Annotated in this window: 17 protein-coding genes and 1 riboswitch; of the genes, 6 read left to right on the forward strand and 11 right to left on the reverse strand. The window is 63.7% G+C overall.

Annotation, left to right across the window (positions count from 1 at the left end; all coding sequences use genetic code 11):
* Positions 1-10: 10 nt before the first annotated feature.
* Positions 11-562, forward strand: coding sequence for a methyltransferase family protein (locus LC343_RS02135; protein WP_223475440.1), 552 nt, complete (start codon positions 11-13; stop codon positions 560-562).
* Here LC343_RS02135 and LC343_RS02140 read toward each other — a convergent pair.
* Genes LC343_RS02140 through cobN form a run of 5 tightly spaced genes read right to left on the reverse strand, consistent with a single transcriptional unit; the run spans position 529 to position 6,949 of the window.
* Positions 529-1,782, reverse strand: coding sequence for an NAD(P)/FAD-dependent oxidoreductase (locus LC343_RS02140; RefSeq protein WP_223475441.1), 1,254 nt, complete (start codon positions 1,780-1,782; stop codon positions 529-531). The two genes, LC343_RS02135 and LC343_RS02140, sit on opposite strands and share 34 nt — an antisense overlap.
* Before the next feature lies 1 nt (position 1,783).
* Positions 1,784-2,392 carry a cob(I)yrinic acid a,c-diamide adenosyltransferase gene (cobO, locus tag LC343_RS02145; protein WP_223475442.1) on the reverse strand — a complete coding sequence of 203 codons (609 nt, stop codon included), beginning with the start codon at positions 2,390-2,392 and terminating at the stop codon, positions 1,784-1,786.
* A complete protein-coding gene (locus LC343_RS02150) occupies positions 2,389-2,820 on the reverse strand; it encodes a GNAT family N-acetyltransferase (protein WP_223476094.1) in 432 nt (143 codons plus the stop codon). The genes cobO and LC343_RS02150 overlap by 4 nt, the downstream gene beginning before the upstream one ends.
* Positions 2,821-2,825: 5 nt before the next feature.
* On the reverse strand, positions 2,826-3,254 hold the full coding sequence (locus tag LC343_RS02155) for a GNAT family N-acetyltransferase (RefSeq protein ID WP_223475443.1): 429 nt from the start codon (positions 3,252-3,254) through the stop codon (positions 2,826-2,828).
* Positions 3,251-6,949, reverse strand: a complete 3,699-nt coding sequence (gene cobN / locus LC343_RS02160; protein WP_223475444.1) for a cobaltochelatase subunit CobN — start codon at positions 6,947-6,949, stop codon at positions 3,251-3,253. Before cobN ends, LC343_RS02155 begins: the two co-directional genes overlap by 4 nt.
* 110 nt (positions 6,950-7,059) lie before the next feature.
* On the opposite strand from cobN, the gene LC343_RS02165 reads away from it, so the two are divergent.
* A complete protein-coding gene (locus LC343_RS02165; RefSeq protein ID WP_223475445.1) occupies positions 7,060-7,446 on the forward strand; it encodes a DUF1761 domain-containing protein in 387 nt (128 codons plus the stop codon).
* A gap of 19 nt (positions 7,447-7,465) precedes the next feature.
* Here LC343_RS02165 and cobW read toward each other — a convergent pair whose 3' ends face one another.
* Complete coding sequence (gene cobW / locus LC343_RS02170) at positions 7,466-8,521, reverse strand: cobalamin biosynthesis protein CobW (protein WP_223475446.1); 1,056 nt, start codon at positions 8,519-8,521, stop codon at positions 7,466-7,468.
* A gap of 4 nt (positions 8,522-8,525) precedes the next feature.
* The gene (gene cobU / locus LC343_RS02175) at positions 8,526-9,065 is read right to left on the reverse strand and encodes a bifunctional adenosylcobinamide kinase/adenosylcobinamide-phosphate guanylyltransferase (RefSeq protein ID WP_223475447.1); all 540 of its coding nucleotides are present in this window, start codon (positions 9,063-9,065) and stop codon (positions 8,526-8,528) included.
* A 105-nt stretch (positions 9,066-9,170) separates the two neighbouring features.
* Positions 9,171-9,401: riboswitch (cobalamin riboswitch) on the reverse strand.
* 186 nt (positions 9,402-9,587) lie between these two features.
* Between cobU and LC343_RS02180 the strand changes: the two genes are divergently transcribed.
* On the forward strand, positions 9,588-10,403 hold the full coding sequence (locus LC343_RS02180) for a GGDEF domain-containing protein (RefSeq protein ID WP_223475448.1): 816 nt from the start codon (positions 9,588-9,590) through the stop codon (positions 10,401-10,403).
* A gap of 8 nt (positions 10,404-10,411) precedes the next feature.
* Here LC343_RS02180 and LC343_RS02185 read toward each other — a convergent pair whose 3' ends face one another.
* The 3 genes from LC343_RS02185 to LC343_RS02195 are packed head-to-tail and all read right to left on the reverse strand — an operon-like array spanning position 10,412 to position 13,722.
* Positions 10,412-11,866 carry a cobyric acid synthase gene (locus LC343_RS02185; RefSeq protein ID WP_223475449.1) on the reverse strand — a complete coding sequence of 485 codons (1,455 nt, stop codon included), beginning with the start codon at positions 11,864-11,866 and terminating at the stop codon, positions 10,412-10,414.
* A 60-nt stretch (positions 11,867-11,926) separates the two neighbouring features.
* A complete protein-coding gene (locus LC343_RS02190) occupies positions 11,927-12,730 on the reverse strand; it encodes an ABC transporter permease (protein ID WP_223475450.1) in 804 nt (267 codons plus the stop codon).
* Positions 12,727-13,722, reverse strand: coding sequence for an ATP-binding cassette domain-containing protein (locus tag LC343_RS02195; RefSeq protein ID WP_223475451.1), 996 nt, complete (start codon positions 13,720-13,722; stop codon positions 12,727-12,729). Before LC343_RS02195 ends, LC343_RS02190 begins: the two co-directional genes overlap by 4 nt.
* 540 nt (positions 13,723-14,262) lie before the next feature.
* Between LC343_RS02195 and LC343_RS02200 the strand changes: the two genes are divergently transcribed.
* Entirely contained in the window at positions 14,263-14,802 is a 540-nt protein-coding gene (locus tag LC343_RS02200) for a DUF922 domain-containing protein (RefSeq protein WP_223475452.1), read from the forward strand.
* 15 nt (positions 14,803-14,817) lie between these two features.
* Here the strand turns inward: LC343_RS02200 and LC343_RS02205 are convergent, their stop codons facing one another.
* The gene (locus tag LC343_RS02205) at positions 14,818-16,191 is read right to left on the reverse strand and encodes an aspartate aminotransferase family protein (protein ID WP_223475453.1); all 1,374 of its coding nucleotides are present in this window, start codon (positions 16,189-16,191) and stop codon (positions 14,818-14,820) included.
* Between the two features lie 472 nt (positions 16,192-16,663).
* Here LC343_RS02205 and LC343_RS02210 point away from each other — a divergent pair, with 472 nt between their 5' ends.
* Positions 16,664-16,933, forward strand: a complete 270-nt coding sequence (locus LC343_RS02210) for a DUF4179 domain-containing protein (protein ID WP_223475454.1) — start codon at positions 16,664-16,666, stop codon at positions 16,931-16,933.
* A gap of 61 nt (positions 16,934-16,994) precedes the next feature.
* Positions 16,995-18,047, forward strand: a complete 1,053-nt coding sequence (locus LC343_RS02215) for an AraC family transcriptional regulator (RefSeq protein WP_223475455.1) — start codon at positions 16,995-16,997, stop codon at positions 18,045-18,047.
* The last annotated feature ends 43 nt before the right edge of the window (positions 18,048-18,090 follow it).

Genomic DNA, 18,090 nt, shown 5'->3' on the forward strand with positions numbered 1-18,090 from the left:
AAATTCGACGATGGACATGGCTTTCGCGCTCTTTTCCGCAGCCTGCTGCCTGGCGGTCGCAACCATCATCTGGAGGTCCGATCGGCACCCGCAAAGTCCGATCTGGCCACCCGTGAAATTCGGCTGGAAAGCGCGGATCGTGACCTGGAGCGTCACGGCTGCGGCGATCGGCTCCGCCTATCTGGCGGGCCGCCTTGGCTGGAACGGCTGGGACTGGCCCGGCTGGGTTCGCTGGGGCATTGGATTTCCGCTCGCTTTTGCTTCAAGCTCGGCAAGCTCCTATGCGATCGTGAAGCTGGGCCTCGACCAGTCGATGGGCGCAGATCGGGGCCTTGTCACCGACGGCCCCTTCGCGCTTGTCCGCAATCCCACCTATCTCTCCAATCTGGCGCTTTGCCTCGGCTGGACGCTGCTCGCCGCGTCATGGCCGGCGGCAATCGCGGCGGGATCGCTCGCAGCCCTCTACATCTTCGCGGTCCCCTGCGAGGAACGCTGGCTCGCCCGCACTTATGGCGAGCCCTACGCCGACTATCGCGCGCGCGTGAAACGCTGGGGACTGTAGGGCGCGGGATCGCAGAACGGCGTCTCGCCGGTCATCATCTGCGCGGTCAGTTCGCCGGTCGCGGGCCCGAGCGTGAAACCGTGATGGGCATGACCGAAATGCAGCCACAGGCCCGCCATGCCCGGAGCCGGTCCGACGACCGGCAGCATGTCCGGAAAGACCGGGCGCGAGCCGAGCCAAGGCTCCTCGTCGACGCTCTCGCCCAGCGGGAACAACTCGCGCGCCTGCGGCAACACCCGGCGCAATTGCACCGGCGTCTTGGGCGCGTCCTGGCGCGCAAACTCGGCGCCCGAGGTCAGCCGGATACCGCGCGCCATCGGCGCCATGACATATCCGACATCAGTATCGAGAACCGGTCGCGACAGATAGGCGTTACCCTCGGCCGCGAAGTGCTGGTGGTAGCCGCGCTTGACGCCCATCGGCAGTTTCAGGCCCGCCTCGTCCATCATGCGCTTCGACCACGGGCCGAGCGTCACCGCCACCTGTTCGGCCGACAGTTCCGGCCCCGTCGTCGCCACCGACCACTTGCCGTCTCGCCGCGCAATGCCCGTGATCTCGGCCTGGATGAACGTGCCGCCGAGTTTTTCGAACAGACCCGCATAGGATTTGACCAGCGCGCCGGGATCGCTGCACGTCCACGGATCGCGGTAATGCAGCGCGCCCTCGAGTTTCGCCTTTTCCAGATGCGGCTCCAGATCGCCCAGTTCCTGCATGGTGATCATGGCGGCATCGATGCCGAGTTCGCGCAGTTCGCGGGCTTCCGTCTCTGCCCCGGCAATCCCGGCGGTTTCGCGAAACAGGCGGATCCAGCCACGCTTGGCGACGAGCGCCGACGAGCCCGCCTCGTCCATCAGCGCCTGGTGCGCCTCCAGGCAATGCGCGAAGATCGGAATATTGGCGGCAAGCGTGCGTCGGGCGCTGTCCTTGTTCGAGGACATGAAATATCGCCACAGGAACGGCGCGACCGCCGGCAGCGACGAGAAGTGATAATCCGCATCGGTGCGCAGCTTGAGCGCAACCTCGATGATCGAGCGAAGATCGCGCGGGAAAAGATAGGGGTGAATGCCCTCGCGCTGGATGATGCCCGCATTGCCGTAGCTCGTCTCCTCGCCCGGCTCCCGCCGGTCGACCAGCGTGACCGATACGCCTCTCTTCAGAAGGTGGATCGCCGTCGCGACCCCCGCCATGCCAGCTCCCAGGACCAGTGCGTCATTCGCCATGTCAGTACTCGATCCCGATCTGCGCCTTGATGCCGGAGCGGAACGGATGCTTGACCAGTTCCATCTCGGTCACGAGATCGGCCGCCTCCATAAGCTCTTCCGAGGCGTTGCGGCCGGTCAGGACGACATGGGTCATCTCGGGCTTCTCGCTCTTGAGAAACTCGACCACTTCAGCCGTGTCGATGTAGTCGTAGCGAAGCGCGATGTTGATCTCGTCGAGCAGCACCATCGTGTTGCTCGCGTCGCGGATCAGTTCCTTGGCCTTCTCCCAGGCGGCTTTCGCCATCTCGATGTCGCGCTCCTTGTTCTGGGTTTCCCAGGTGAAGCCCTCGCCCATCGTGTGGAAGGAGCAAATGTCGGAAAAATGCGTTTCGATCAGGTTGCGTTCGCCGGTTTCCATACCGCCCTTGATGAACTGTACGACAGCGCATTTTCGGCCATGGGCAATATGGCGGAAGATCATGCCGAACGCCGCCGTCGACTTGCCCTTGCCCTTGCCGGTATGGACGATGACAAGGCCTTTTTCCTCGGTCTTGGTGGCCATGATCTTGTCACGCGCCGCCTTCTTCTTCGCCATCTTGGCTGCGTGGCGTTCGCTGTCATCGTTCATTGATCAGTCTCCGTCGCGTCGAAAGTCTTCGAGAACCAGATGCGCTGCGGCCGGCCGCCAACCGTCGGCAGGCGACCGATTTCCGCATATCCGCATTTCACATAGAAGCCCGGCGCCTGGAAATCGAACGTGTCGACATAGACCCCGGCGAGGCCGCGTCTCCGGGCTTCCGCCTCGGCTTCCTCTATTAGTTTCCGCCCCACGCCGAGCGAACGCGCCTGCTGCGACACGGCGAGAAACTTCACATAGAGCCAGCCCTGCAACGTCTCTGCGTTGAGGCCGCCAAGGAAGCCGCCATCGCCGTCGCTCGCACGCAGGTTGACGCCATCCTCCTCGAAGGGCTTGCCAAGTGCCCGTGCTGCTTCGTCCAGCGTTTCAAGGACCTCGCTGACAAAGGCGCCGGTATCGCCGGTGACCGGCTCGATCATGACGCTCACGACCGGACCTCCCCGAGCGTCTTCGCGAACCACACGCGTTGCGGATGATCGCCAACCGCCGGAAGGCGGCCGATCTCCTCGTAGCCCATCTTCGCGTAGAACGCCGGCGCCTGGAAAGCATAGGTGTCGAGGTAGACGCCAGACAGACCTTCCGAGCGCGCGTGCTCCTCGGCCTTTGCAAGGAGCTTGCCGCCAACGCCGCGTTTGCGCGCTTCCGGCGCAAGCGCCAGCAGCTTGACGAAGAACCATCCAAGCTGGCCCCATCCATATATCCCGCCGAGAAACGTCCCGTCGCTGTCCCTCGCCTCGAAACCGACGGCCTGCGGATTGAACGGGTGGCCGAGCGCCTCCGCCCCCTCGTCAAGCAGGCGGTCGAGCCTGAGTTGCAACTCGGCCGCGTTCTCCGTGGTCCTGATTTCGGTCATGCCCGCGCATTGTCCTCGACGATTTCATTCAGCACGAACATCGCTGAATTGCTCTTCGGCGTCCACAGCCCCCGCTCGATCGCCTCGCGCATTCTGTCGGCGATTTCGCGCAACGCATCCGGGTTCTTCTCCGCGATGAACGCGCGCACGTCATCGTCCATCAGGAATGCCTGATAGACCGCCTCGAAATGGTGGTCGCGTACCGCGCCAGTCGTCGCGGCAAAAGCGAACATGTAGTCGACCGTGGCCGCCATCTCGAAAGCGCCCTTGTAGTTGTGCCGCATTACACCGGCGATCCATTTTGGATTGACCACGCGTGCCCGCACAACACGGCCGATCTCCTCCTCCAGCGTGCGAACCACCGGCTTTTCCGGCCGTGAATGGTCGTTGTGGTAGATTGCCGGCTTCTCGCCCTTCAGCGTCTCGACCGCCGCGGTCATGCCACCCTCGAACTGGTAGTAATCGTCGGAATCGAGCAGATCGTGCTCGCGATTGTCCTGGTTTTGAACGACCGCCTGCATGCCTTTCAGCCGCTCTTCGAACAAACCCCGCTCGGCGCTGCCTTCGGCCTGCGCGCCATAGGCATAACCGCCCCATACCAGATAGGCCTCCGCGAGGTCGGCCCGATCTCCCCAACCCTTCTCGTCGATCAACGCCTGCAAGCCCGCGCCATAAGACCCCGGCTTCGAGCCAAAGACACGATAGCCCGCTCGCCGCGCCGCCGTTTCCGCATCCTCGCCGTCTTCCGCCAACCGAAGGGCTTCCGCGCGCATTCTTGCCGCAACCGGATTGTCGCCTTCATCTTCATCCAGTGCGCCGATTGCCCGAACCGCCTTGTCGAACAACGCGATCTGGTCGGGGAAGGCATCACGGAAGAATCCGGAGATGCGCAGCGTCACGTCAACGCGCGGCCGGCCGAGCTTCGCGACGGGGATCACCTCAAAACCCGTCACCCGCCTGGAAATCCCGTCCCAGACCGGCTTAGCGCCGATCAGCGCCATGGCCTGCGCGATGTCGTCGCCGCCGGTGCGCATGTTGGAGGTGCCCCATGCCGTCAGCCCGAAGGAAACCGGCCATTCGCCGTGATCCTGCGTGTAGCGCGTCACCAGCAATTCGGCGGATTTGCGCCCCAGTTCCCATGCGGTCTCGGTGGGCACCGCGCGGCTGTCGACGGAGTAGAAATTGCGCCCGGTCGGCAGCACGTCCGGCCGCCCGCGCGTCGGCGCGCCTGACGGCCCCGGCTCGACGAACCGCCCGGCAAGCGCCTGCATCAACCCCTCGATTTCCGCCTTGCCGCAGGTTTCGACCGAAGGTCGCAGCCGCTTGTCGATCCCGTCCAGAACCGTTCGCGTGCAGACCCAACCGTCGGGGCATTCGGTCTCGCATCCGACCAGCTTCGCGGCCAGCAATTCGACCCGCTCCACCGTGTCGCCCACTGTTCGCCAGGGGTCGTCCGAAACGGCTTCCAGGATGGTCGGCGTCGGGCCCGTCCAGGGCGCGCCCATCGAACAATCGAGCGGATCGAAATCAAGGGCGAGATCCGCCGCGATCGCCCGCTGGAGGCTCTGGTCCTCGCCTTCGCCAAGCCCGCGCGGCACACGCGCCAGCGCGGTGACGAGATCGGTCAGCAGCCGTCCTTCCGGTGCGCGGCCGAAAATGTGCAGCCCGTCGCGAATCTGCATCTCCTTCAGGTCACACAGATAAGCGTCGAGCTTTTCGAGCGCAGTGTCAGCCTCGTCGCTTTCTGCGATCCCGGCATCGTGATCGAGGCCGATATCGCGCACCAGATCGAGAATGCGGACCTTCAGCACTTTCAGCCGTCGCGGATCACCACCGGCCGCTTCGTAATATTCGTCGACCAGCGCTTCGAGATCCTTCAGCGGGCCATAGCTTTCGGCGCGCGTCAGCGGCGGGGTCAAATGATCGATGATGACGGCCGATGTCCGCCGCTTGGCCTGCGTCCCCTCGCCCGGATCGTTGACGATGAAAGGATAGACATGCGGCAGCGGGCCAAACACAGCCTCCGGCCAGCATGTCTCCGACAGCGCCAGCGCCTTTCCGGGCAACCATTCGAGATTGCCGTGCTTTCCCATGTGGACCACCGCGTCGGCACCGTAGACGTCGCGCAGGTAGCCATAGAAGGCGAGATAGCCATGCGGCGGAACGAGGTCCGGCGAATGGTAGGTTTCTTTCGGATCGATGTTGTAGCCACGCGCAGGCTGGATGCCGACCAGCGTATCGCCGAACCGCGCCAGCGGCAGCGCGAAGACATCGTCTCGGAAGAACGGATCATGTTCCGGCGCGCCCCACCGTTCGGCCACCTGCGCCTGAATCGCTTTCGGAAGCGTCGCGAGGAAAGCCTTGTAATGACTCAGCGAAATCGTCTCGCGAATTTCGCGCACATCGGAGATCGCGTTGGTCGGCCCCTTCTTCAGATGATCGATCAGCTCGTCGCCGTCCGCCGGGATATCGCTCACCGGCAAGCCCGCTCCGGCCATGGCGCGAAGCGTCTCGATGGTTCCTGCTGGCGTATCGAGTCCGACACCGTTGGCCAGACGTCCGTCGCGGTTCGGATAGTTGGCGAGCACGAGGGCCACGCGTTTCTCCGCTGCCGGTTTGCGCCTGAGACGCACCCAGCGCGCCGCCAGTTCCGCAACGAATTCCACCCGGTCGGCGACCGGCTCATGCGTGACGATGTTGCACTCGGTGCGCTCGTCCCAGGCGCTCGCGCTCTTGAACGAAACCGCCCGCGACAGCACCCTCCCATCGACCTCCGGCAGCGCGACGTTCATCGCAAGGTCGCGTGCATTGAGCCCCTGCGGAGACGTTTCCCAGACCGCGCGCGGCGAGCTCGACAGGACCACCTGGATGACCGGCGAACCGTCGCGCTCAAGCACCGTCGGGGTCCGGTCCGCGCCCGGCGCGGACACCGCGAAGCCGGTCGCGTTCAACACGACGTCCGGCCGATGCGTATAGAACAGCGCCTCGACCGTCGCGGCCGAGACCGGGTCCTTCAGGCTGGAGACATAGACCGGCAGCACTGCGAGGCCTTTGTCACCGAGCGCCCTCGCCAGCACCTCGACCGGTGCGGTCTGCCCCGACTGCACGAGCGCGCGATAGAAAACGATGGCGACGGTGCCCGCCTCGCCTGCCGTCTTCTCGCCGAACACACCAGCCTTGAGCAATGGCGCCGCTTCGGCCTCGATGGCACGCCCGGCGAGTATATCGCCGCAGGCATCGAGAAAGCCGCGCGCATTCTCCGCGCCGCCCTCGATCAGGAAACGCCACAGCATTTCACAATATTCAGCGTCCAGCGTGCAAAAGCGCGACAGGCCCGGATCGGGCTTGTCGTCACCGGGAAGCACCGCGAGTTTCACGCCCTGCGCCACCGCCGCCGCGTGGATCGCCTCCAGCCCGTATGGCCAGTAGCCGGCGCCGCCGAGGATGCGAATGACGATCAGCCCAGCGTGCCGCCCGGTTCGCTCCACCCAGCTATCGACCGACATCGGGTGCTTGAGCTGCAACAGGTTGACGAGGCGCAGGCTCGGCCCCGCCGGCGAATGCGCCTTCGCAAGGCTTGCCAGTTCCGTGTCGGCAGCAGACAGGACGCAGATATCGCCCGGCTTCTGGCCGAGATCGATCGCCTCGCCGTCACCGTCCGAAATCGATCCCTTCTGTGCCAGCAGCAGATGCATCAGTACACCGCCCCGCCCACCGGTAACGCGCTTGTGTGTTGCCTTCCGTAGGGCTCCCGTCGAAACTCAACCGAAAAGTTGAATTTACTCAATGACGGAGGGGAACGATCATGGGTGAAATTACGATGGGTGTGAGCTGGCTCGGCATTATCGCCGGTGCGATCGTGGCGTTTCTCGCCGGCTGGCTGTGGTTCTCGCCGATGCTGTTCGGCAAGACATGGGCCGCCGGTCACGGCGTCGAGCTCGGCACGGCGCAGTCCATGCCGGTCGGCGCAATGGTCACGCAGGCAATCGGCCTGCTGCTTCTGTCCTGGTTCGTCGGCGTCATGGCGGCCGGAGGCCACTTGATGACCTTCATCCTCGCGGTTGTCGCCTTTTGCGCCTTGCAGGCGTCGGGCGGCATGTTCACCAGGAAATCCGGCACAGTCATCGCCATCGACGTCGGCTACTGGCTGGTCGCCGCCGTGATCATGTTCATCGCCCAGGCGATATTCTGACGCCGCGACCGCCATCGTCTTAGCCGACCGCATCGGCGATGGCCGCGCCGATTGCCGTCTGGTCGATGTCGTGCAGGCCGATGACCACCAGTCTGGTTGATCTCGTCTCATCGTCCCGCCAGGGGCGGTCGAAATAGGTCTCAATGCGCTGGCCGACAGCCTGCACCACAAGCCGCATCGGCTTGCCCGGCACGTCGCAGAACCCCTTCAGGCGCAGCACGTCGTGATGCGCGATGATTTCTTTCAGGCCCGCAACGAAGGCGGCAGGGTCCGAGATGGACCCGGTCTCGGCGACGAAGCTCTCGAATTCGTCGTGATCGTGGTCGTGATCCTCGCCGTTTTCATGTTCCATCTCGTGATGCGACTTGCGCAGGGCGATCTGGTCTTCCGTCGCAGAGTCCATTCCGAGCAGCACGTCGGCGGGCAGACGGCCATGCGTGGCGTGGATTATGTTCAGCGCGCGGTCGGTCTGTCCGGCGACACTCGCCTTTACCGCCTCCAAGCGAGCATCGTCGATCAGGTCGGCCTTGTTGAGCACGACCATGTCGGCGGCGCGGATCTGGTCCTCGAACAGTTCCTCCAGCGGGCTTTCGTGATCGAGCGCCTCGTCAGCGGCGCGCTGCGCCTCCAACCGGTCGTGATCTTCGGCGAAACGCCCCTCCGACACCGCCGCGGCATCGACAACCGTCACCACACCGTCGACCGTCACCGCCGTCTTGATCTCCGGCCAGTTGAAGGCCGCCACAAGCGGCTGCGGCAATGCCAGGCCCGACGTCTCGATGACGATGTGGTCCGGCCGGTTCTCGCGCTCGAGCAGCTTCGTCATGGTCGGAATGAAATCATCGGCGACCGTGCAGCAGATGCAGCCATTGTTGAGTTCGACGATGTCGTCCTCGCCGCAAGTCTCGATGCCGCACCCTTTCAGCACCTCGCCATCGACGCCAAGGTCGCCGAATTCATTGATGATCAGCGCGATCTTTCGCCCGCCGGCATTCTCCAACAGATTGCGGATCATCGTGGTCTTGCCGGCGCCGAGAAATCCGGTGATCACGGTGGCGGGGATCTTCGATTGCATGGTGTTATCCCTTCATTTTCAGCGGCAGGCCTGCCGCGACGAAATAAACTGTGTCCGCCGAGGCGGCGATGTCCTGGTGCAGCCGGCCCGCATGGTCGCGGAACGCGCGCGCCATCGCGTTTTCCGGCACGATTCCGAGCCCGACCTCGTTGGAGACCAGCACGACCGGGCTTTCGATGCCGTCGAGCACGGCGCACAGCCGCGCGCTTCGCGCCGCGATATCGGCTCCGGCCATCATCAGATTTGTGACCCAAAGGGTCAGGCAATCGACCAGCAACGCCCGGCCCGGCTGCGCCTCGCGCGCAAGCGCGCCCTCGAGATCGTCCGGTTCCTCGACCGTGATCCAATCCGGCCCGCGCCGCGCCCTGTGGTGGTCGATACGCTCTCGCATCTCGTCGTCATGGACCTGCCCCGTCGCCAGATAGACGGGAGCGAGGCCACTCGCCTCGACCAGCCGCTCCGCAAAGGCCGACTTGCCCGAGCGCGCGCCGCCGAGGACCAGCGTCACGCCTGCAAGCGCTCCAAAGGCAGTATCTGTCGGCATGGAACGGCTCCCGTTCGCTCACGCGGGTATCCCGTTCAGACCTCAGGCCTCCCCCATGACGCCGCATCCGGCTTGAGACCCGGTCCGTTCGGGAGCTCCCCGCCCCATCGGCACGTCGTCATGGCAGGTCTCCTGGCTCATGGCGTTTGATTCGGCCCCTTGCCTTCCCGGATGTCTCCAGTGGCGCTCCGGATTGACCGGAGCAGCGGGCGCCGCGCCATTCTACAGTCGCGGGGTCGGCTGTGATGTGGACGCCCTGCTTGGGTCCGTCCGTCACATTCCCTCTTCGTCCCGCGCCGCTCGACCGGAGCGGGAACCATGACACGGCCAGTTAGGCCGCGCGGACATCGCAAGTCAATCGCGATTGCGACAAGGCCGGTCGCCGAAAGTCGCAACGAATTTACCGAACGTTAACCAGCCTTGTTACGATTTGTCGGGAAAAGCAGGACGAGACTACGCATGGCGGCCCATCCCGTCTAAACAGGCCCATATTCAAATTCATTTTCATTTTGCAAGGCATCGATGCTGGACCGCATATTCATCCCCCGCGATCTCCGCGCCTCGCTGCGCAAAACGTTGCTTTGGTCCCTCATCGTAGCCTTCCTCGCCGCTATCGTTACCCAAGTGATGTATGGCCACTATTTCCCTGAAATATATGCGAGATTCGGCCATCGCCTTCTGGTCTACGGCTTCCTCGTGACGCTGATTGTCGCAATGCCTTTCATTGCGATCTTCTTTTCCATGACGATGCGACTGAGCACGATGAACAGCCAGCTCAAGGAAATTGCACGGCGCGACGGACTGACGGGGCTGCTCAATCGCACGGCGCTGGAAAAGATCGTGCGCGACCGGTCCGGGGAGCCCCGCGAGGCGGGCGCCGATGACGATGCGCTGATCCTGATCGACATCGACCACTTCAAGACGATCAACGACACGCATGGTCACGCAGCGGGCGATCATGTCCTGCGCATGGTCGCGGTATGCATCGTCGGAAACGTGTTCGAGCGTGACCACGTTGCACGCATCGGTGGTGAGGAATTCGCGGTCTATTTGCTCGGCGCGGGCCCGACCGGCGCCGTGGAAGCGGCAGAGCGGATCCGCACGGCACTGGAGGAAAACAAGTCCTACTTCGAGGGCAAGGTCATTCGCGTGACCGCTTCCATCGGCGGAGCGCTGTATCCGCAGGAGGCCGATTTCGGGGCGATCTTCCAGGGCGCCGATTTCGCGCTCTACCGGGCCAAGCGCGGTGGCCGCAACCAATGCGAGTTCAACGGCTTGCCGGGGATCTGGCACACACCCGAGGAAAAATCCGGCCTCGACGATTCCGACGCCGCCTGAGGCCAGCGCTACCGCGCCGCCTGCAAGATCGCCTCCACGTCGAGATGGCGCTCCATCTCCCCCGCAATTTCGTCGAGCGCGGCTTCGACGCGGCTGCGATGGTCGCCACCGTCGGAGACGACGCCAAGGCTATCAAGCCAGGCCGCCCGGAAAGCGCCGCTATCGAACAGACCATGCAGATAGGTGCCGAAAATGCGGCCATCCGCAGAGACCGCGCCATCCGGCTTGCCGTCGATCAGCGCGGCCGGGCGCGCGCAATCCGGCCCCGCGGTCACGCCGAGATGGATCTCGTAACCCGTGAGGTCGACACCGAAAACCGGTGAGCGCGCCGAAACGGTTTCGACCCTTTTTTCGGGCGCCATTTCCGTCACTACATCGAGCAGGCCGAGCCCTTCCGTTTCCCTGATGTCGCCCTCGATACCGAGCGGATCGCGGACCTGCTTGCCGAGCATCTGGTATCCGCCGCACACGCCAACCACCTGACCGCCACGCGCGACATGGGCAGAGATCTCCCGGTGCCACCCGTTTTCCCGGAAGCGGATGAGATCCGCGATCGTCGATTTCGAACCGGGAATGACGATCGCAGCCGCATCTGCCGGGATGCGCTCTCCGGCACGCACCATGACGACATCGACACCCGGTTCTCCAACCAGGGGGTCGAGGTCATCGAAATTGGCGACACGGTCGAGTATCGGTACGGCGATCTTCGCCCCGCCTCCCGAGATCGCGGCCATCCGCTCAAGCGCCACCGAATCTTCGGCCGGAAGCCGTCCCGCCTGTTTCAGCCACGGAAGGACACCGAATGACCGCCAGCCCGTATGGCGCGTGATTGCCGTCAACCCGTCATCGAACAGGCTGACATCACCGCGAAACTTGTTGATCAGGAATCCCGCGATCATGGCGCGATCGGTCTCGGGCAGGATCGCATGCGTGCCGACCAGCGACGCGATTACCCCGCCCCGGTCAATGTCGCCAACCAGGATCACCGGAACGTCGGCCGCCGTCGCGAACCCCATATTGGCAATATCGCCCGCGCGCAGATTGACCTCGGCGGGTGACCCAGCCCCCTCGGCGATCACGACATCCGCGCCGGCACGGATGCGCTCGTAGCTTTCGAGCACCGCGCCGAGAAGCTCCGGCTTGAGTTTCTGGTAATCCCGGCCCCGGGCCGCGCCCCGCACCCTGCCATGCACCACGACCTGACTGCCGGTCTCGCTTTGCGGCTTGAGGAGCACCGGGTTCATGTCGACGGATGGCGGCACCCGGCAGGCCAGCGCCTGCAGCCACTGCGCTCGGCCGATCTCCCCGCCATCTTCGGCGACGGCGGCATTGTTGGACATGTTCTGCGGCTTGAACGGACGCACGGAAAGGCCGCGATTGGTCAACAGCCGGCACAGGCCGGCGACCAGCACAGTCTTGCCGACATCTGAACCCGTCCCCTGAAACATGATGGCCCTGGTCATGCGCCACTCGCTACCGGAACGCGGTCGCGCTGGAAAGGCACGTTTGCGGCCCGGCCCTTCCTACTTGCGCCGATAGGCGACGAGACTGGCCGGCGCGAGCACGACTGTCAGCAGGACCGGTGCGATCAGCGCCAGCAGGATCTGCTGGAAGGTCACGCCACCGCCCATCAGGCCGCGCAATGCCGTCGTAATGAAGGAAATCGGATTATGATCGACGAAGGCCCGCAGCCAGTCCGGCATCGTCTCCGGCTCGACCATGATGTTGGACGCGAAGACCAGCGGAAAGATCAGCGTGAAGCCGATCGTCATCACCGTCATCGGCGTGCGGATCAGCAATCCCATCAGGATGAAGACCCAACCAAAGCCGAAGCCCACGGCGAAAAGCAGCAAAAAGGCGCCGATCACGCCGAACACGCCCGCTTCGGCCCGATAACCCAACATCAGTCCAATCGCGAGAATGATGGAACCGGCGATAAAATGGCGCAGCACGTCGCCGACCATGAGGCCGGCAAACGGCGCGAGCGGCCAGATGGGCAGCGACCGAAATCGCTCGAAGAGCCCTTTGCCCAGATCCGTGCTCAACCCCATGCCCGAATAGACCGAGTTGAAAACCACCGTCTGCACGAGGATACCCGGCAGGAAGAACTGAAGATAATTGTCCGTCGATCCCGCCAGCGCTCCACCGAACACGAAGGTGAAGAGGAGCGTGAACATGATCGGCGTCATGATCAGGTCGAAAAGCTGTTCGGGAACATGTTTGAACTTCAGGATCGCGCGCCAGCCGAAGACAAGCGCGTTCGACATGCCGCCGGGACGCGCCGGCCGCTCGACATGTTTCAGCGTCGCGGGCGTGATGTCATTCATGATGCCTGCTCCTTTTCCGGCTCCGCCGGATCACCGGTCAGCGCGAAGAACACCTCGTCGAGACTGGGAGTGCCCATCGAGAAATCGGTTACGGCGATACCGTCCGCCATCAGTGCGGCGACAGCTTCGTTCGCGGCCTTCGGCGTATCGGCCATAATGGACAGCGCGCCGCCCTCGACATTTCGTTTCGGCGGATGGCCGAGCTTCGCCTCCAGCAACGCCGACGCGCGGTCGATATCCGATGCGTCGCCAAGCGCCACATGAAGGAAACCCGAGCCGATCGTCGCCTTGAGCTCGCGGCTGGTCCCCTCGGCGATCTTCCGGCCGCGGTCGATCACCGCGATACGCGCCGCCAACTGGTCCGCTTCCTCCAGATACTGCGTCGTCAAAAGGATGGTGACGCCCGAACGCGCAAGGTCCCGGATCATTCGCCAAACACCCTGCCGGGCCACGGGGTCGAGCCCTGTCGTGGGTTCGTCGAGAAAAAGCACGCCGGGCGTTACGATCAGGGACGCCGCGATATCCAGCCGTCTCCGCATGCCGCCGGAATAGTCTTTCACCTGCTTGTTCGCGGCATCCGACAGGTTGAATGCCTCGAGCAGGTCCCTCGCCCGACCGGTTGCCTGACGGCCCCGGAATCCCCACAGCCGCGCCAGAAGAAGCAGGTTTTCCCGGCCTGTCAGATCCTCGTCGAGTGACGCAAACTGGCCGGTCAAGGCAATCGAAGACCGGACAGCGTCCGCTTCGTCACGCAGATCGTGACCCATCACCGTCGCCTTGCCTTCGTCCGGCGCGATCAGGGTCGCAAGCATGCGGATCAACGTCGTCTTTCCCGCCCCGTTCGGCCCGAGTACCGCGAAAATCATGCCGCGCGGAACGTCGAGATCGATTCCGGCAACCGCCTGCAGCTTTCCGAATGTCTTGACGAGGCCACGCGCGGAGATCGCGAGCGCGGCGGTGCCGCGGGGGTCCGTCGTGTCTGGAGAATTCATGCCGGAGTTTCCGCATCCATAGAAAAAAGCCGTGTGCCGGCCGCTCGTGGGGCGAGCCTATAGTCCATCCCGGCAGCCCTGCCGAGGCGGTCGCGTAAAATCTTTCGTGAACGGGATGCCATCACCAAAACCGCAGGCAACGCGGACGTCACATGCGGTCACCGGAAATCCGGTATCTGGAGTCCGCCAAAAACGCGGCGGAAGAACGAGGCTCCGGTACGCAGTACCTTCTCCGGAGATCGAGGCGTCTTGTCGCTCGCCTCGACCCGGACATTACGGGCAACAGGGTTACCACGAGGTTATTGAGACCTTAAGCAAATCTAAATCCGGCATTTTTCTCAATTAACAAACGCACATTTCGAACCATGGGGCGGCCCCGCGCCCGCATGCGCCCCGTCATCGCGGCGTTTTCGCCAACACGCGCCGTTCATCTTAAGTGCGAATAAGGCTGGTTCGCGCGAATATATTGGGTATTGATGGGCAAGGGAGAGGTCCGGGAACCAAAGTCGCATGCACCAGGGTTTCATCAGGAAAATCGGATTGGCATCCGTCGCAGTTCTGGCAGTGGCCGCCTGCACATCGACGCAGACGCGCGTCACGACGACCTATTACAGCATCGCCGGCGCCACCGGCGCGGATCTCGATCGCGAGATTGCATCCAAGGGGCCACTCAAGGGACACGCTCTGGCGTCCGCGGCGATCAAGTTCGTACCGGTCGCAGTTTCCTATGACGAGACCGACAAGGGCTGCGCCTACCGGCAGGCGAAATTCCGCATCGAAGCCAACCTGACACTGCCGCGCTGGCGCGACCACATGCGAAGCTCGGATCCCGAACTGCGCATCGCCTGGAGACATCTTTCGGCCTATGCCCGCGAGCACGAGGAACAGCACGTCGCCATCGCGGAGGAATACGCCCAAAAGATCGGCGAGGAACTCGAAGCCCTGTCGCCGAAATCGAGTTGCGACGCGCTGGACAAGGCCGCCCAGCGCGTTCTCAAGCGCAACCGCAACGCCCACAACCGGGCGCAGCTCGCCTTCGACGCAGCCGAACAGAAACGCTTGTCCGCCCTGTTCGACTGACGCCTTTTCAGGCTCTTAGCGCAGTTCCTTCGCCGCGAGATCGAACCCGGCGCGAACCCGTTCTGCCGCCATGTCGATCGTGGCCTTCGTCCAGATCAGCGGCGGGGACATGATCATGGTGTCCATCACGGCGCGCATCATCAGCCCGTTCGCGATGGCATGGTCGCGGATCACGACGGGCGCGGAACCTTCCGGCTGGAAGCGCTCGCGCGTGTCGCGATCCTTCACCACCTCGATCGCTGCCAGCAGGCCGAATGTGCGTATCTCGCCGACCATCGGATGGTCGCCCAGGGCTGCGGTGAGCGCCTCGCGCAGATAGGGGCCGGTCTCGTCGCGAACGCGGTCGATCAGACCCTCGCGCGCGATGATCTCGATATTCTTCAACGCCACGGCGCAGGCCACCGGGTGCCCGGAATAGGTGTAGCCGTGATTGAACTCGCCGCCCTTTTCCACCAATGTCGAGGCGATCCGGTCGCCGACAAGAAGCGCAGAAAGCGGCTGGTAGCCCGAAGTGAGCCCTTTCGCGGTCGTCATCGTATCGGGCTTGATGCCCATCGACTGCGCCGCGAACCACTCGCCCGTGCGTCCATAGCCGGTGATCACCTCGTCGAGCATCAGCAGCACATCGTATTTTTCGCAGATGCGCTGGATCTCCGGCCAGTAGCTCTCCGGCGGAATCTTGACGCCGCCGGCACCCTGGATCGGCTCGCCGATGAAAGCGGCGACATTCTCGGGCCCGGCCTCGATGATCGCATCCTCGACCGCCTTCGCCGCGCGCAAGCCGAAATCGTGCTCGCTCTCGCCCGGCTCCGCCAGTTCGTACGCATAAGGGCACATGACGTGGCGGATGTTCGGCACCGCGCCATGGAGCTGTTCGTGCATCGCCGTCATGCCGCCGAGCGAAGTCCCGGCAATGGTCGACCCGTGATAGGCCCAGTTGCGCGAGATCACGATGTTCTTTTCCGGCTTGCCTTCCAGCGCCCAGTAATGGCGCACGAGACGCAAGGCGGTGTCGTTGGATTCGGAACCGGACGAGCCATAGAAGACCTGGTTGATATGGTCAGGCGCGATCTCGGCGAGTTTCTGCGCGAGAAGCGAAGGCGTCGGCGTCGTGCAGCGGAAGAAGGAATTGTAATAAGGCAGTTCCCGCATCTGCTCGGCGGCGGCCTCCACCAGTTCCTCGCGGCCATAACCGGCATTGACGCACCAAAGGCCGGCCATGCCGTCGAGGATCTCGTTGCCCTCCGAATCATAGACGAACGGACCGTCGGCACGTGTGATCACACGCGTCCCTGCTTCGCGCAGGTCCTTGTGGTCGGTGAAGGGATGAAGGTGATGCGCATTGTCGATCGCCCGCAGCTGATCGACCGAATAGTTCTGATAGGTCATGAATTTCTCCTGATTGGACGGATGACACGCCTGCCGGCGCCTGGGTCGCGGTCAGGAGACAGAATGGGGCGAATAGCCTATTCGGGCGCAAAGCAGCAGCAGTTCCGCATGAAGCGTGCGCGGTGACGGGTTCGGGTTCATGCAGGGAAATTAGCAGGCCCTTGCCGCCTTGCAAGCACCGCGATTGGAGGACCGACGGGAAACGCCGGGCATAAGCCTCGATACCACCGTCCGGACGCTTCCCGATTCGCGATTTCCTCGGCTTGATTCACGATCCTCCACCACTGGCGTCAACGATCCGCCGGTCGAGACCGCGCGGTAGCGGCGGCCGCTGCTCGATTCCGAAAACCTCCGATCGATTCCGGAAATCGCCCGACGATTCCGAAATCCGCGCGGCCAGCCGGCCGCCGATCCCCCACTTGTGAGCAACGACGCCGCGACCTCCCGGCGCAAGGAAAGAAAGGATAGTTCGATGAACACCGGAACCCGCACAATGCAAATCGCCGCAGCCGCATTTCTGGGCCTCGCAACGTCAACCGCCGCCATTGCGCCGGCCTTCGCGGAAGAGGCTAAGAACCCGGAACAGGTCATGATCGACACCCGCACGACCGGCTCGGTTCCCGTCGCCAGCCGCAACTGCGATCCGACCGACCCGAAGGCCGGCATTGTCTGCCGCGTGACCCACGGGGAGAATCAGCCGCACTTCCCGTCCGCGCCGATCAACCCGGCTTTCGGATTCTGATTTCCATATCCGCGCCGCCGGCAGCTTTTCGCGCGCCGGCGGATCGCCTATCTATGGGCTCATGGAACAGCAAGCCATCCCCATAGCGCTGATAGCGGACTACGCCCTTCGCGGCGGGGCAACCGGCATCACCTTGCTGATGGCCGGCTTTCTCCTCGCCACGCGGCCGCTGCGAGAGGTCACCGTCTTCGGTGCGCTCTTCGCACTCGGCGCGGGCGTCTACGCCATGTTGTCGGTCGAGCCGCTTCAGGACATGCTCGGCCCCGCCTTCGTACCGCTCAAGCTCCTCGCGATGCTGTCGCCGGCTTTTTTCTGGCTGTTCATCATGGCGCTGTTCGATGACGAATTCGCGTTCAGGACATGGATGGCCGCGCCACCAGTCGCGATCGCTGCCCTCTTCCTTGTCTGCTTCCCCTTTCCGGCGACGGAACGGGCATCGAAGCTTGCGCATGTGGCCATCGTGCTCGCGCTCATGGTGCATATATTGCGCATGACCCGCTGCAATCTGCGTGACGATCTCGTGGCGGCGCGGCGTCAGTTCACCGGTATCGTCGTCTTTCTCGTGCCGCTGGTCTGCCTCGCGATCGGCGTGATCGAGGTCTACGAGCTTTTCAACCTGCGCGGCGGTTTCGCGTCGCCCGCCATTGCTGCGATGCTGCTCTGTGTGAGCGCGGCCTTCGCTTTCGGTATCGCCGGCATTCGCAAATCGCTTTTCCCCCAGCCGGTCGCGTCGGCCCCACAGCCGAATGGCACGAATTCGGCAGCCGACCGGTTCGATCTGGCACGGCTGGAAAAGCTCATGAACGAGGGCATCTATCTCAATTCCGGCCTGACCATCGGCGAATTGGCGAACCGCATGAACATGCCGGAACACCGCCTGCGCCGCCTGATCAACAAGGGCCTCGGCTACCGCAACTTCGCCGCCTTCATCAACGATCACCGCATCGAGGAGGCGCGCCGCCGGCTTTCCGAGCCCGAAACCGCGCGCGAGCAGATCACCAGCCTGGCTTTCGATCTGGGGTATTCCTCGCTCGCGCCGTTCAACCGCGCTTTCCGCGAACGCATCGGCATGAGCCCGTCGCAATACAGGGAAAAGGCGCTCGCGACCTCCTGAGTGCCGCGCCCAGCGCATTGACTGGCGCGCTCGGGAATGGTTG

It is taken from the genome of Oricola indica, assembly GCF_019966595.1.
In the GTDB taxonomy this organism is placed as follows: Bacteria; Pseudomonadota; Alphaproteobacteria; order Rhizobiales; family Rhizobiaceae; genus Oricola; species Oricola indica.

Coding starts and splice junctions, on each gene's coding strand:
- LC343_RS02135 (WP_223475440.1), top strand. CDS start 11: ATGGACATGGCTTTCGCGCTCTTTTCCGCAGCCTGCTGCCTGGCGGTC.
- LC343_RS02140 (WP_223475441.1), bottom strand. CDS start 1,782: ATGGCGAATGACGCACTGGTCCTGGGAGCTGGCATGGCGGGGGTCGCG.
- cobO (WP_223475442.1), bottom strand. CDS start 2,392: ATGAACGATGACAGCGAACGCCACGCAGCCAAGATGGCGAAGAAGAAG.
- LC343_RS02150 (WP_223476094.1), bottom strand. CDS start 2,820: ATGATCGAGCCGGTCACCGGCGATACCGGCGCCTTTGTCAGCGAGGTC.
- LC343_RS02155 (WP_223475443.1), bottom strand. CDS start 3,254: ATGACCGAAATCAGGACCACGGAGAACGCGGCCGAGTTGCAACTCAGG.
- cobN (WP_223475444.1), bottom strand. CDS start 6,949: ATGCATCTGCTGCTGGCACAGAAGGGATCGATTTCGGACGGTGACGGC.
- LC343_RS02165 (WP_223475445.1), top strand. CDS start 7,060: ATGGGTGAAATTACGATGGGTGTGAGCTGGCTCGGCATTATCGCCGGT.
- cobW (WP_223475446.1), bottom strand. CDS start 8,521: ATGCAATCGAAGATCCCCGCCACCGTGATCACCGGATTTCTCGGCGCC.
- cobU (WP_223475447.1), bottom strand. CDS start 9,065: ATGCCGACAGATACTGCCTTTGGAGCGCTTGCAGGCGTGACGCTGGTC.
- LC343_RS02180 (WP_223475448.1), top strand. CDS start 9,588: ATGCTGGACCGCATATTCATCCCCCGCGATCTCCGCGCCTCGCTGCGC.
- LC343_RS02185 (WP_223475449.1), bottom strand. CDS start 11,866: ATGACCAGGGCCATCATGTTTCAGGGGACGGGTTCAGATGTCGGCAAG.
- LC343_RS02190 (WP_223475450.1), bottom strand. CDS start 12,730: ATGAATGACATCACGCCCGCGACGCTGAAACATGTCGAGCGGCCGGCG.
- LC343_RS02195 (WP_223475451.1), bottom strand. CDS start 13,722: ATGAATTCTCCAGACACGACGGACCCCCGCGGCACCGCCGCGCTCGCG.
- LC343_RS02205 (WP_223475453.1), bottom strand. CDS start 16,191: ATGACCTATCAGAACTATTCGGTCGATCAGCTGCGGGCGATCGACAAT.
- LC343_RS02210 (WP_223475454.1), top strand. CDS start 16,664: ATGAACACCGGAACCCGCACAATGCAAATCGCCGCAGCCGCATTTCTG.
- LC343_RS02215 (WP_223475455.1), top strand. CDS start 16,995: ATGGAACAGCAAGCCATCCCCATAGCGCTGATAGCGGACTACGCCCTT.